The following is a 14,716-nucleotide window of genomic DNA, read 5'->3' as shown; positions in this document are numbered from 1 at the left end:
AATGTTGAAGTTTTAATTTATAATCGTTTAATATGTCTCAAAAACATATTTCAAAATAGCCTTATCATCGTCTGTTAAAGGTACTTTTCTTCTCGCCATTGCTTTTTCTGCAACTTCGTAGGCTTTATCTAATTTAAATTTTTCATCGCCTTTAAATCCGCCCCAAGAAAAATTCTCTATAAGATTGGGAGGAAAACCTTCTCTGAAAATATTAGAAGCAACACCGACAACGGTTCCAGTATTTAATTGAGTATTGATCGCAGTTTTAGAATGGTCACCCATAATTAAACCCGCAAACTGCAATCCTGTATCTTCAAAAGCTTTGGTTCTGTAGTTCCAAAGTTTTACGTGTCCGTAATTATTTTTAAGGTTAGATGAATTCGTATCTGCTCCGAAATTACACCACTCCCCGATCACTGAATTTCCAATGAAACCGTCATGACCTTTGCTGGAGTGTCCAAAAATAATAATGTTATTAACTTCGCCACCCACTTTGCATTGAGGGCCAATGGTTGTTGCTCCGTAAATTTTAGAGCCTAAATGAAATTTAGAATTTTCACCAAGCGTAATCGGACCGCGCAGATTACAACCTTCCATCACCTCAGCATTTTTACCGATGTAGATCTTCCCGGTTTTTGTATTAATCGTTGAAAACTCAACTTGCGCGCCTTCTTCTATAAATAGGTCTTTTTTATCGCCCAAAAATCCGTTGGTAGAAGAAAGTTCTTGAGAAGTTCTATCTTTTGTAAGCAATTCAAAATCAAAATCGATTGCCTGATGATTATAAGTAAATAGGTCTGTTGGTTTTTTAAAGAAAATAAGCTCTTCTTTAATATCCGTCATTTTTTCAATCTGATGAAGCGAAAAATCTTTCATATTGATCTTTGCTGCGACCAATTCGTCTTCATAAACCAAAGCTTCACCTTGTTTCAAATCCTTAATTTGCTGAATTACATTTTCAGTAGGCAAAAAATTAGTAACTAAAAAAAGACTTTCTTTTTCTTCGGGATTTTTAAATTTTTGCTGTAAATAATTTTCCGTGAAATAAGAAATTTCTGTGTTTTCTAAAATTTTCTGCCACCTTTCGGAGAAAGTAAGAATTCCGCATCGCATTTCGGCAACGGGACGGGTAAAAGTAAGCGGAAGGAAATCTTCCCAATATTGCGCATCTGAAAATACTAATTGCATTTTTTATATAAGATGTTAGAAGTTAGTCGTTAGAAATTAGTAGATGGAATAAAATCTATTATTTCATTTTTTAGTTAATTTCTACTTAATGCAAAAATACAAATAAAATTTTCCTGAATTATTTTAAATAGAGAACAAAATCTAAACTTAAATCAAACTTAACTTAAAAACTAACTTCTATTTACAAACAAAAAAGCCTTCCAATGGTCTTGGAAGGCTTTAATATTTTTTAGTAGCAAAAAATTACTTAGAGAATTTTTTGTACTTGTTCATGAACTTGTCTACTCTACCTGCAGTATCAACCAACTTCACTTTTCCTGTGTAGAAAGGGTGAGAAGTAGAAGAGATTTCCATTTTGATCAATGGGTACTCCTGTCCTTCATACTCGATAGTATCTTTAGTCTCTGCAGTAGATTTGCAAAGAAACACCTCGTCGTTACTCATATCTTTGAAAACAACAAGTCTATAATTTTCTGGGTGAATTCCGTTTTTCATAATACAATTTTTTAAAAAATTAAAGTTTTGCTTTCGAAATAGTAATGGTATTTCTCTGCTAATTTTAGGGTGCAAAAATACAATATTTTTTCTAATTTCCAAATACTCGTTCAATATTTTTTTCTTGATAAGAAAATTAAAGTATTTTCGTTAAATTTGAAATCTATTTAAACTTTAATTTCGATGAAATTCAAATTATTACTGGCTTTTTCTTTTTGGATGCTTCTCGTTGCGGTATCTTGTAACAAAGATGACATCAATTTTGATGCTCCTTCACAGCAACTTAGCTTTTCAAGAGATACTGTATTCTGTGATACGGTTTATCATCAGGTTCGATCTGAAACCTATGCTGTAAAAGTATATAATAATGAAGATAAGGATATTTTGATCCCAAGAATCAACCTTGAAAAAGGAGCAACCTCTTTATATAAAATAAATGTAGACGGAAAATCCGGATATGATTTTAAAGATGTTCCGCTAAGAAAAAACGACAGTTTATACATTTTCGTTGAAATTGCTCCTGAGGCTACAGGTCCGGAAGCCATTGCTGAAGATAAAGTAATTTTCACCAGCCCGGCAGGTCAGCAACATGTTACTTTGTTCTCTGTGGTTCAGGATGCTGAGTTTTTTATTCAGACACCTTCCAACCCGAATGTTATCAGCAGCAATACAACATGGAATAATGATAAGGCTAAAATTATTTACGGAGACCTTACCGTTAATCCTAGTGTAGTCTTAAATATTCAGGCCGGAACGAAAGTTTATTTCCACAAAAACAGCGGAATGAAAGTGTCTACAGGATCTACTTTAAATATTAATGGAACCTTAGACAAGGAAGTTATTCTTCGAGGAGACAGAAATGATCCTTATTATGACACGATTCCTAAAAACTGGAACTCTATCAGAATGGCTGCCAATTCTACTCTAAATATGAACCACGCAAGACTTTTCGGAGGAAACAGAGGTTTAGATATGAGACAGACCAACGCAACGATAAGCAATTCTTTTATGCATACTTTCCAGGAATATGGAATATACGCTGTTGCTTCTACGGTAAATGCTAAAAACTTAGTCATGAACAACTGTGGAGAATCTTGTATTGGAATTTTCAAAGGTGGAAATCATACTTATACTCATGCTACGATTGCTAATTATTCTCAAGTTCTTTCTTCAATGAACAGAAACGGAATTTTCGCAACCAATGAGTGGAAAAACGATGCCGGACAAACAGAACAGGGCGCATTACAGCAACTTAATATCAGAAATAGCATCGTGTATTCTGACAGAGATAATTCTGTGAGTTTTGAGCAGACACCGGGACAACAGTTTAATTTTATCGTTCAAAGCAGTTTGTTGAAATATTCAGGAACAACAGAAGCAGGCTTTCCTTTTGACAGCAATCCAAGTGTAATCCAGAGTTATAAAAATGAAGATCCTCAGTTTGTAAACTATTTTACAGCTCATCTTAATTTAAGAGTAAAACCGGCTTCTTTCGCGAGAGGAAAAGGAAATACAACCATTGCAGGAACCGTTCCTACAGACATTGTTAACGTATCAAGAACGACTAGTCCAACACTTGGAGCCTATCAATAATGGAAATTACACATCTGCAACAGCAAGTTGACGAATGGATAAAAACAATTGGCGTCCGTTATTTCAATGAGCTGACCAACATGGCAATGCTGACCGAAGAAGTAGGTGAAGTTGCCAGAATTATCGCCAGAAGATATGGTGAACAAAGTGAAAAAGAAAGCGACAAAAGTAAAGATCTTGGTGAAGAATTAGCAGATGTATTGTTTGTAACTTTATGTCTTGCCAACCAAACCGGAGTCAATCTGCAGGAAGCTTTCGATAAAAAAATGAAGATAAAAACTGATCGCGATAAAGACCGCCATCAGAATAATGAAAAATTAAAATAATGCAGGAAGATGGAGGATGGAAGCTGGAAGTTTAGCGCAATACAAACTTCCCGCTTCCCGCCTCTAGCTTCCTAACTTTAAGAAGAACAATGAAGAAGCTAGAAAAATCAAAATTAATCGGAGATAAAACAGTACAAATCAGCGGTTCGAAAAGTATTTCGAATCGTTTGTTGATTTTAGAAAGTCTGTTTAAAAATATAAAAATCGGGAATTTATCCAATTCTCAGGACACTCAATTGCTGAAAAAAGCGTTGTCTGAAACTACGGAAATTGTAGACATTCATCATGCAGGAACGGCAATGCGTTTCCTTACGTCTTATTATTCTATCGCCGAAGGAAAAACTACAATTCTTACGGGTTCAAAAAGAATGAAGGAAAGACCTATCAAGAATTTGGTAAGCGCTCTTCAGGATCTCGGAGTAGAAATTGAATACATGGAAAATGAAGGTTTTCCGCCTTTAAAAATTACAGGAAAGAAAATTACTCAAACGCAGGTTAATGTTCCTGCCAATATTTCAAGTCAGTTCATTACTTCTCTTTTGCTTATCGCAGGAAAACTGGAAAATGGATTAGAAATTAATCTTATAGGTGAAGTTACTTCAAGATCTTACATTGAAATGACGCTGGATATTTTAACGAAATTCGGAATTAAAAACAGCTTTGTTGGCAATGTAATAAAAGTCGAACCATTCATCAATGATCATTCATCAATGATCAATTATGAAGTCGAAAGTGACTGGAGTTCCGCGTCTTACTTCTACTCTATTTCTGCATTGGGAAGAGAAACAATTCATCTGAAAAGTTTTTACAAAGAATCAACTCAGGGAGATTCTGCGATTGCAAAAATCTATGCAAAGTTTTTTGGAATTAAAACGACTTTCTCAGAAGATGAACACAAACTAACTCTTCAACCAGATCCTAATTTTTCATTTCCAGAAAAGATTATTTTAGATATGAATAATTGTCCGGACATCGCACAAACACTTTGTGTAACAGCGGCAGCTTTGAAAATTCCATTTGAGATTTCAGGGTTGGGAACTTTGAAAGTAAAAGAAACCGATCGACTTTCAGCTTTGCATATCGAGTTGAAAAAATTGGGAACAGAAACTGAAATTACAGATTTAACCATCAAATCAATCAGCTTCAACGAGCCGGAAGAAAATATTTCTATTAAAACGTACCAAGATCACAGAATGGCCATGAGTTTTGCTCCGTTTTGTCTGATCAAAGAATTAAATATTGAAGAAGAAGATGTAGTAGAAAAATCTTACCCGATGTTTTGGGAGGACTTGGAAACTATTTTAATTAAAAACTAATAATGAATAACTTAAAAACTATAATCATCACAGGAACCTCATCAGGAATCGGTTTCGTTTTAGCCGAATATTTTGGAAAAAAAGGTCATAAAGTCTACGGTTTAAGCCGAAAACATACGGAAAGTCAATATTTTAAATCAATTCCGACCGATGTTACGGATAATGATGCCGTTCAAAATGCGATTGCAGAAGTATTGAAAACTGAGACAAGAATTGACGTTTTGATCAACAATGCCGGAATGGGAATGGTTGGCGCTGTGGAAGATTCTACAAAAGAAGATATTTTAAAATTATTTAATTTAAATCTTGTCGGAGCTGTTCAAATGATGACTGCCGTTATGCCGAAAATGCGTGAAAACAAATTCGGGCAAATCATCAATGTTTCCAGTATTGGAAGCGAAATGGGGCTACCATTCCGTGGATTTTATTCTGCTTCAAAATCTGCTTTGGACAAAGTAACGGAAGCGATGAGATATGAAGTTTATCCTTGGAACGTCAATGTTTGTTCGCTTCATTTGGGTGATATAAAAACCAATATTGCAGAAAACAGAGTGAAAACAAAAGTTTCTCAGCCTTACCAAAACGTGTTTGACAAAGTGTATGCTCTAATGAACTCTCACGTAGGCGACGGAACCGAACCTTTGGAAGTTGCAGAATACGTTGAAAATCTTTTAGGAAAAAATAAATGGAAAGCTCATTATTATTTTGGTAAATTCGGGCAGAAAATAGGAGTTCCGTTAAAATGGATTCTTCCTCAGGGAACTTATGAGAATTTAATGAAGAAATATAATAAACTGGACTAGTTTCAGTTTTAAAAAAAGTTTGAAGTTATTTCTAAAAATATTTTTTATCCTGTTTTGCGTTTTTACACAAGCGCAAAAGAAGCACTATTTTCTAATCGATTCTGAAACTAAAGTCAAAAAAAAGGTGAGAGATTCCGTATCTGCGGTAAAATTTCTGGATTCTCTTGCTCAAAACAATTATTTTTTCACTGAATTAAAAGAGGTCAAAGTAAAAGGCGACAGCACCGAAATATTTTACAATAAAGGAAAAAACTTCAACGAAACGTATGTCAATCTTTCAGATTCGATTACGCAGAAATTAAAAATTCAGAAAGATTTTTTCACTAAAAATTTAGATTCAACTAAAAAGGTTCTCAACAAAAGATATATTGATGACGGCTATTCTTTCAGCAGAATTAAATCTAAATATAAAGGTCAGAAAAACGGCTATCCGATTGTAGAATTAGACATTAATAAAAATGATAAACGAACCATCGATGGCTTTGTCGTAAAAAATTATGTAAGAGTTCCGAAAAGATTTATGAAAAACCTTGAAAAAGAATTCAAGGGTAAAACGTACGATGATAAAAATCTTTTGGCGATTAATAAAACGTTTCAGGGACATCCATTTCTTAGCTTAGAACGGCAACCGCAGACCTTATTTACGAAAGATTCTACCCAGATTTATCTATTCATGGAAAAGAAAAAAACCAACACTTTTGACGGAGTTATTGGTTTTGGAAATGATAAAACAGATAAATTTACGCTAAACGGAACCCTGAATGTCAATTTTAAAAACATGTTCAACGGTTTTGAAACCGTTAATTTATACTGGCAAAGAAACCCCGACAAAGGGCAAAACTTCGATTTACAAACCGACATTCCTTATCTTTTCAATTCTAATGTAGGTTTAAATATGAAGGTGAATATCTTCAGACAAGATTCTACTTTTGCCAATGTGAAGGCACTTCCCGCTTTCTATTATCACATAAACAACCGAAATAAAATCGGTCTTAGAGGAACTTTTGAGAGCTCGAGTATTATCGATACTTTATATGTTCAGGGGAAAGATTACAACAAAAAAGGAATCGGGATCTGGTTTGAAATGGTGGAACCTACTGATGTTGATCTTTTCCTTTATAAAACTAAAATCAGTGCCGGATATGATTATCTGACAACAACTTACACGAAAGACAATATTAAAGCTCCACAAAATCAATTCTACTTTTTTGGGGAACATAATTATAATATCAACGGAAATCATTTTCTGAATATAAAGGCAGAAGGAGCCATGATGGACTCAAAAGTTGAGTTCTCCGCCAACGAGTTGTATCGTTTTGGAGGCTGGAATTCCATGCGGGGATTCAATGAAAATTCCCTCGCCGCTGATTTCTATTATTACGGAAGTTTAGAATATCGTTATTTAATTGGAAATCAGGCATTTTTCGATGTCTTCGGGCAGTACGGCCAGCTCAATAATAAATCCTTAAATGTCAAACCGAAGCTCTACAGTGTCGGGCTCGGTTTCAATTTCTTCATTCCGATTGGATTGATGAGTTTCCAGTTGTCGAATGGTAACGAATTTGGAAATCCGTTTAAGTTTAATGATATAAAAATCCACTGGGGAATTTTGAGTAGATTCTAAGATTAAAAATATCCTTTAACCTATTAATAATACTATTTAAAATAAAGCAAAAACTCTGATATAAACAGCTTTTTTCGCTTTATCCTTTCGTTAATTTTTCTATTGTCTCTTATTGAAATCGTATTTTTATCGTAATGCAGGATTAAGATTTAAGTAACAATGCACCGCTAAATTTGCTCTCAAAAAAATGAAGAAGACTTTAGCTACTTTTGCGATTTTTTTACTCCCCCTCTATTTAACCGCCCAAGAGATCAACATTTCAGGAAATGTAAAATCCGAAAATGGTTCTACGATCTCTGGTGTAAATATCACTGACAAAAACTCAGGAAAATCGGTAACCTCCGATCAAAACGGTAATTTTACCATCACAGCCAACCCAAAAGATATTCTTGAATTTTATTCTCCGGAGTTTTCTAGTTATTCCATTGAGGTTTCTTCTAAAAGAAATTATTCAGTTGTCTTAAAAAAGGTAAGTGAAAAACAAATCGAAGGTGTTGTAATTACCGCTTTGGGTATTGCAAAAAAGAAAGAAAAAATTGGTTACTCCACTCAGGAAGTCGGAACAAAACAATTTGAATCTATTACAACACCAAGCATTGGAAATCTATTTTCAGGACAGGTTGCCGGATTGAATGTTTCCAATCCAACAGGAATGCAACAGGCTCCGGAATTTACGTTAAGAGGAAATTCCAATCTGGTTTTTGTGATTGATGGAGTAATCGTTGAGAAAGAAGTTTTTCAAAATTTAGATCCAAATAATATTGAAAATATCAATGTTCTGAAAGGAGCTCCCGCTTCTGCATTATACGGTTCACGAGGAAGGTACGGAGCTGTTTTGATCACTACAAAAAGTGCTAAAAAGAAAGGCTTCACCGTTGAATTTTCTCAAAATACAATGGTTACAGGCGGATTTACCAATCTTCCAAAAACTCAGACAGAATATGGAAACGGTTCTCACGGACAATATGAATTCTGGGACGGTGCAGACGGCGGTGTGAATGACGGAGATATGATCTGGGGACCAAAATTCGTTCCCGGAACTAAAATTGCACAATGGAACAGTCCGATCAGAGATAAGGTAACGGGACAAACAATTCCTTGGTATGGAGCGGTGACGGGAACGCAGTACAACGATAAATCAAGATATGAAAGAGTTCCTATTGATTGGGAATATCACGATAATCTTTCTACATTTTTAAAGCCTGCGGTTATCAATAATAATAGTTTTTCAGTAAGCTATAAAAATAATAAAGATACGTACAGACTTTCCGGGAACTTTATGAATTATGATGACCGAGTTCCGGAAGCTTACTTACAACGTTATGGAATTAATTTCTCTTCAGAAAATCACTTGGGAGATAAATTGATCTTTGATACAAAGTTTAATTTCAATCAAACCTTTACCCCAAATATTCCGAATTACGACTACAATCCAAGTGGTCACATGTACACCATTTTAATTTGGATGGGTGGTGACGTAGATGGAAGAGATCTTAAAAATCACATGTGGATTCCCGGAAAAGAAGGAACTGCACAAGCCAACTGGAACTACGCTTGGTACAACAACCCGTGGTTCGGAGCCGAATATTACAAAAATAAAAACAGGACTGATGTTATCAATGCGCAGACCGGTTTAGAATATAAAGCCACACAAGATTTCTCAGTAAAAGGAAAAATATCGATTGTTGAGAATCATAATAAGCAGGAAATTTTAAGTCCATATTCTTATTTCAATTACAGCGCACCGAGAAGTGGGGGTTATATTTTGAATGATACCAAAACCTGGAACCTCAACTCTGATGTTTTAGCAACTTATAAAAAGAAAATTTCAGACAATTTTGATTTCACTATCAATGCCGGAGGTTCTACTTTTTATTATAAAAATGATGTTGACAATGCTTCAACAGACGGCTTGAAAGTTCCTGAACAATACACATTAGATAACTCCGTAGGTTCTGTAAAATATTACGATTATTTAAAGGAAAAATTAATTTACAGTGTCTATTCTACGATCGATGTAGGTTTGTATAATGCTTTTTTCATCAACATTTCAGGACGTAATGACTGGTCTTCTACACTGCCAAAAGCCAACAGATCATACTTCTATCCGTCTGCTTCACTAAGTGCAGTGATTTCGAATTTGGTTAAAATGCCGGAATCTATTAATTTATTAAAATTATCGGCTTCATGGGCAAAAGTAGCGTATGATTTTCAGCCTTACTCTATCAGAAACTATTATCTGAATAACAGCGGAGTGACTTACAACGGAAATCCTACGTATTATTATCCGACAACCTTAAACTACGAAAATTCTTTAAAACCTGAACAAACGAAATCTTATGAATTAGGCTTAACAGCAGGTTTATTTAATAACAGAATTACACTAGACGCAACCTATTTCAGAACGTTAGATTATAATAATATTCTTCAGTTCCCGAGTGCGCAGTCATCAGGTTTCACTTCGCAATATGTAAATGGAAATGAATATACTACAAAAGGTGTTGAAATTTCATTAGGATTAGTTCCTATTAAAACCGCCAATTTCACTTGGAAATCTTTGATCAACTGGAGTAAATACGAGCAAAAACTAACTTCCATTTATGGAGATATGCCGAATTACAACAACATCAAACTTGGCGAAAGAATGGACAGTTACTATGACCTCACATGGCAAAAATCTCCGGACGGGAAAGTGATTTTAGATGCAGAAACAGGGATGCCGACAAGAGCAAATACACCAACCAACTTAGGCCATTTCGGTCCGGATTGGACCTTTGGTTTCAACAACACATTCAAATATAAAAAATTCACTTTAAACATTGGGATCGACGGAAGTATCGGCGGTGTGATGAGATCTCAGGTGGTCGAAAAAATGTGGTGGGGTGGAAAACATCCAAATTCTACAGCGTACAGAGATCAGGAATATGCGAATCCGGGAACGTATTATTTCGTTCCGGATGGGGTAAATTATAACGCTGCGACAGGAACTTATACTCCACACACAAAAGCTATCAGTTTCCAGGATTGGGCACAGAATTATCCTTACCAAGCAAGAGTAACCGAGGATGAAAGTGAATTATTTGCCAACGTTTTCGACAGAACTTTTGTGAAATTGAGATCAGTCGTTCTGGAATATGATTTCTCTTCTTTGCTTAATCCAAAAGGGATGGTAAAAGGTTTCACAGCCAACATTTCTGCGTACAACCTTGCAATGTGGAAAAAATCTAAAAATTTATACTCTGATCCTGATTTCCAGATCAAAACAGGGAATGATATTCAGGATCCGTCAAGCAGATGGTTCGGAGTTGGATTTAATCTTAAATTTTAATTAAAAAGCATTTCAATCAACATGAAAAATATTATAAAATCATTATTTATCGTAGGATTATTTGCAGTGACATCTTGCGAAACCAATCTTGATACGATCAATGAAAATCCAAACGATCAGGCGAGTATTGATCCTAAATTCCTCTTAACATACGTTTCAAAATCTGCTTTTCAGGTGAACGGTGACAATATGTACGCTTCAAGAATGATGATCGGGACGGACGGAGAAAACACTTATCAATACATGAAATGGAATGATGCTTCATTCGACGTGTATACTTCAGGGCTTTTGAACACCACGAAAATGATGCAGGAAGCCGAAAAAATCAACAATAAAAATTATCAGGCGATTGGTAAATTTTACAGAGCTTATTATTTCTTTAATTTAAGTTTAAAATTCGGAAGCATTCCTTATTCTGAAGCTTTGAAGGGAGAATCTGGTATCACTCAACCGAAATATGACACTCAGGAAACGGTGATGGCAGGAATTTTATCTGAATTAAAAGAAGCCAACGACCTTATTAATTCCAGCGATAAAATTGAAGGTGACATTATTTACAACGGAGATGCTACCAAATGGAAAAAGCTGATCAATTCTTTCCGTTTGAAAATCTTAATTACGATGTCTAAAAAAACGACATTAGGAACATATAACATTGCAACAGAATTTGCTTCCATCGCAGGAACTCAAACTTTGATGACTTCAATTTCTGACAATGGAGAATTGAAATTCGCAGATGCAGCAGACAGCAGATACACGATGTTCAACAACAGTGGTTACGGTTCGAGTTTGTATATGGCGGATTATTTTATCAACATGTTTAAAGCCAGACAAGATCCGCGTTTGTTTACGTTTGCAGCACAGACTACAGGAGCGAAAGAAGCAGGAAAAGCAATCACCGATTTTACAGCATACAACGGTGGAAACCCAACTTCAGCTTATTCTGATAATGCAGCTTTGGTTACAGCAAAAAATATTTCTAAAGTAAATGATAGATTCTATAAAGACGCTACGAATGAGCCTTCATCGGTTTTGAGTTATTCAGAATTAGAATTTATTTTAGCAGAAGCAACAGCACGAGGATGGATTTCGGGATCAGCAAAAACGCATTATGATAACGCGATCAAAGCGAGTTTTAATTTTTATCAAACCTATGTAAAAAATCCGAATCAATATTTCGTAGGATTTGATGTGAATCAATATTTAACGACTTCTTTAGTTGTTTATAATAATTCAGATCCGTTGCAGACTCAATTGGAGAAGATCATGACTCAGAAATACATGACGATGTTTCATCAATCCCAATGGACGTCTTATTACGATTATCTGAGAACAGGTTTTCCAAATTATCCTTTGCAGACAGGAGTTTCAGCACCTTTAAGGTTCAGATATCCACAGGTTGAATACAACTATAATAGCACAAATTTAAAAGCTGCGCTCACATCACAATATGGAGGAAATGACAACATCAACTCTAAACCTTGGTGGTTACAGTAAAAATCTAACTATTTTTTAATATCAAAAAAGAAATCACAGGAAAATCTATTATCTTGTGGTTTCTTTCTTATTACGATTGAATATGAACAGAAGAGAATTTTTAGAAAAATCGAGTCTTTTATTAGCCGGATTGGGAACATCAAGCGTTTTGCATCCCGCCATTTTAAAAGCTTTAACGATTGAACCCGCTGCTCTGTCTACTTTTTATGATGCAGAACATGTTGTGATTTTAATGCAGGAAAACCGATCTTTTGATCACGCTTTCGGAGCTTTGAAAGGAGTGAGAGGTTTTTTAGATAAAAGAACTTTCATCAAACCTGATGGACATTCCGCTTTCTTTCAAAAAAGTGATGCTGGAAAATATGCTTCTCCCGCACGTCTAGATCTTAGAAATACAAAAGCTACCTGGATGAGCTCCCTTCCCCACTCTTGGGACAATCAGCAAAAAGCCTTGAATAAAGGAAAATATGATCAATGGCTTCAGGCAAAATCGTCGGGCAACAAAGATTATAAAGACATTCCGCTGACGTTGGGATATTATAATCGTGAAGATTTACCGTTTTATTATCAACTAGCTGATGCATTTACGATTTTTGATCAATATTTCTGTTCATCATTGACAGGAACTACACCAAATCGTCTTTTCCATTGGTCTGGAACATTGAGAGAACAGCAAAATGGTAAAGCAAAAGCCAATGTTTTTAATGAAAATATTGATTACGAAAAAGCTAAACAGGCAAGATGGAAAAGCTTTCCAGAAATTTTAGAGGAAAACAATGTTTCATGGAAAATTTATCAGAATGAGATCAGTCTTCCGAAAGGAATGTCGGGTGAACAAGAAGCTTGGTTAAGTAATTTTACGGATAATCCGATTGAGTGGTTCTCCAACTTTAATGTAAAATTTTCAAAAGGATATTATAAAAATATTCCGAATATTATTTCTTATTTAAAAAAGGAAATTGAGAAAAATCCAAGTCAAAAAGAAAGATTTGAAGGAATGATCGCCGAACTTAATGAAGATCTCGAAAAATATAAGCCTGAAAATTTTGCTAAACTTTCTCAGTACGAAAAAAATCTTCACGAAAAAGCCTTCACCACCAACGCAAACGATACTGAATATTGGGATCTGGAAATCGGACAGGATGAAAATGGTGAACGATTGGTTGTACCGAAAAGTGACGTATTATTTCAGTTCCGAAAAGATGTTGAAGAGAAAAAATTGCCGTTGGTTTCTTGGTTGGCAGCTCCCGAACATTTCTCTGATCATCCCGGTTCACCGTGGTACGGCGCGTGGTATATTTCTGAAGTTTTAAATATTTTAACCAAAGATCCGGAAACTTGGAAAAAAACAATTTTCATTATTAATTATGATGAAAATGATGGTTATTTCGATCACGTTTTACCTTTTGCTCCACCGATGAATCCAAACCAACCTATTGATATGAATGGAAAAGAAGGTGCAGAATATGTCAGCAAAAATCAGGAATATATGTTGACTCAAAAATTGAAAGATCATGAGAGAATTGAAGGAACGGTTGGTTTAGGATACAGAGTTCCAATGATTATTGCATCTCCTTGGACTAAAGGTGGTTTTGTAAATTCTGAAGTTTCGGATCATACTTCTGTGCTGCAGTTTTTAGAGAAATTCATTCAGAAAAAATATAAAAAAGATGTTACAGTTGATAACATTAGCGATTGGAGAAGAGCGATCTGTGGAGATCTGACTTCCGCTTTTAATTCGTCTAATGTGATAGCTCCGCAGATGGATTATTTAAATCAAAAAGATTATGCAAAGACCATCAACGCAGCAAAGAATAAACCTGTTCCGAATTTAAAATGGCACTCTGAAAACGAATTGAATGATAATTTACTGGACATTCAGGAGAAAGGAACAAAACCTTCCAACGCTCTTCCCTATGATTATCATGTAAATCTAGATAGAGGAAATATTAAAATGACCAATTTAAAAGAAGCCGCAGTTCCTTTGTTGATCTATGACAGAACACAATTTGATCATGATAATTTCCATTTTTCTTATGCTTTATATTCGAAAAAAGAATTATCGCATGATGTGAATGTCGAGAAATATGATCATGAAGTTTTTGGACCGAATGGCTTTTACAGAAAATTTAAAGGAGAAAACGACCCTAAACTAAAAATTTCGTTGATTAATAATCCTGCTAAAAATGAGGTTGTATTAGTTATTGAAAAGAATAAAAAAGAAAGCATAGGTACCACTATAGATTTAGAAAATCTTTATGAAAAGAAGAAAACTCAAATCTTATTAGGTATGATAGAAAAAATAAGTATCAATTTAGATAAAACCAAAGGCTGGTACGATCTGAAGGTGAATTTGGATAATAACATCTGGCATTTTGCAGGAAGAATTGAAACAGGAAAAACTTCCATTTCAGATCCGCATTGGGCATAATTTAAAACAGTATTCAATATCATAAAGTCTTATACAAATTGTGTAAGACTTTTTTGTTGGTTGATTACGATCATAAATTAAATACAAATTATTCAATAATTTTTCAAAAAATTAA

At 34.8% G+C, this 14,716-nt stretch carries 10 protein-coding genes; 8 read left to right on the top strand and 2 right to left on the bottom strand.

The genetic code is table 11. From position 1 onward, the window contains the following. Window positions 1-27: 27 nt before the first annotated feature. Window positions 28-1,188: a GlmU family protein gene (locus tag AC1Q7L_RS14275; protein WP_492307005.1), complete on the bottom strand. Its 1,161-nt coding sequence runs from the start codon at window positions 1,186-1,188 to the stop codon at window positions 28-30. Between the two features lie 243 nt (window positions 1,189-1,431). Then, complete coding sequence (locus tag AC1Q7L_RS14270; protein WP_123981131.1) at window positions 1,432-1,683, bottom strand: type B 50S ribosomal protein L31; 252 nt, start codon at window positions 1,681-1,683, stop codon at window positions 1,432-1,434. Between the two features lie 183 nt (window positions 1,684-1,866). Here AC1Q7L_RS14270 and AC1Q7L_RS14265 point away from each other — a divergent pair, with 183 nt between their 5' ends. The 8 genes from AC1Q7L_RS14265 (at window position 1,867) to AC1Q7L_RS14230 (ending at window position 14,601) form a co-directional block, all read left to right on the top strand. Then, the gene (locus AC1Q7L_RS14265; RefSeq protein ID WP_492307006.1) at window positions 1,867-3,276 is read left to right on the top strand and encodes a hypothetical protein; all 1,410 of its coding nucleotides are present in this window, start codon (window positions 1,867-1,869) and stop codon (window positions 3,274-3,276) included. Further along, a complete protein-coding gene (locus tag AC1Q7L_RS14260) occupies window positions 3,276-3,602 on the top strand; it encodes a nucleotide pyrophosphohydrolase (RefSeq protein WP_047488591.1) in 327 nt (108 codons plus the stop codon). The genes AC1Q7L_RS14265 and AC1Q7L_RS14260 overlap by 1 nt, the downstream gene beginning before the upstream one ends. Before the next feature lie 89 nt (window positions 3,603-3,691). Next, the gene (locus AC1Q7L_RS14255; RefSeq protein ID WP_492307007.1) at window positions 3,692-4,918 is read left to right on the top strand and encodes a 3-phosphoshikimate 1-carboxyvinyltransferase; all 1,227 of its coding nucleotides are present in this window, start codon (window positions 3,692-3,694) and stop codon (window positions 4,916-4,918) included. Between the two features lie 2 nt (window positions 4,919-4,920). Continuing rightward, window positions 4,921-5,721, top strand: coding sequence for an SDR family oxidoreductase (locus AC1Q7L_RS14250; protein ID WP_492307008.1), 801 nt, complete (start codon window positions 4,921-4,923; stop codon window positions 5,719-5,721). Between the two features lie 124 nt (window positions 5,722-5,845). Then, on the top strand, window positions 5,846-7,345 hold the full coding sequence (locus AC1Q7L_RS14245) for a BamA/TamA family outer membrane protein (RefSeq protein ID WP_492307009.1): 1,500 nt from the start codon (window positions 5,846-5,848) through the stop codon (window positions 7,343-7,345). A 187-nt stretch (window positions 7,346-7,532) separates the two neighbouring features. Next, the gene (locus AC1Q7L_RS14240) at window positions 7,533-10,673 is read left to right on the top strand and encodes a SusC/RagA family TonB-linked outer membrane protein (RefSeq protein WP_492307010.1); all 3,141 of its coding nucleotides are present in this window, start codon (window positions 7,533-7,535) and stop codon (window positions 10,671-10,673) included. A gap of 21 nt (window positions 10,674-10,694) precedes the next feature. After that, window positions 10,695-12,170 carry a SusD/RagB family nutrient-binding outer membrane lipoprotein gene (locus AC1Q7L_RS14235; RefSeq protein WP_492307011.1) on the top strand — a complete coding sequence of 492 codons (1,476 nt, stop codon included), beginning with the start codon at window positions 10,695-10,697 and terminating at the stop codon, window positions 12,168-12,170. 82 nt (window positions 12,171-12,252) lie between these two features. Continuing rightward, window positions 12,253-14,601 (top strand): phosphocholine-specific phospholipase C, encoded by a 2,349-nt coding sequence (locus AC1Q7L_RS14230; protein WP_492307012.1) that lies wholly within the window; start codon window positions 12,253-12,255, stop codon window positions 14,599-14,601. The last annotated feature ends 115 nt before the right edge of the window (window positions 14,602-14,716 follow it).

Source organism: Chryseobacterium sp. GW823-FHT05E08 (genome assembly GCF_058795655.1).
This window is presented reverse-complemented; position numbering and strand designations above follow the sequence as displayed.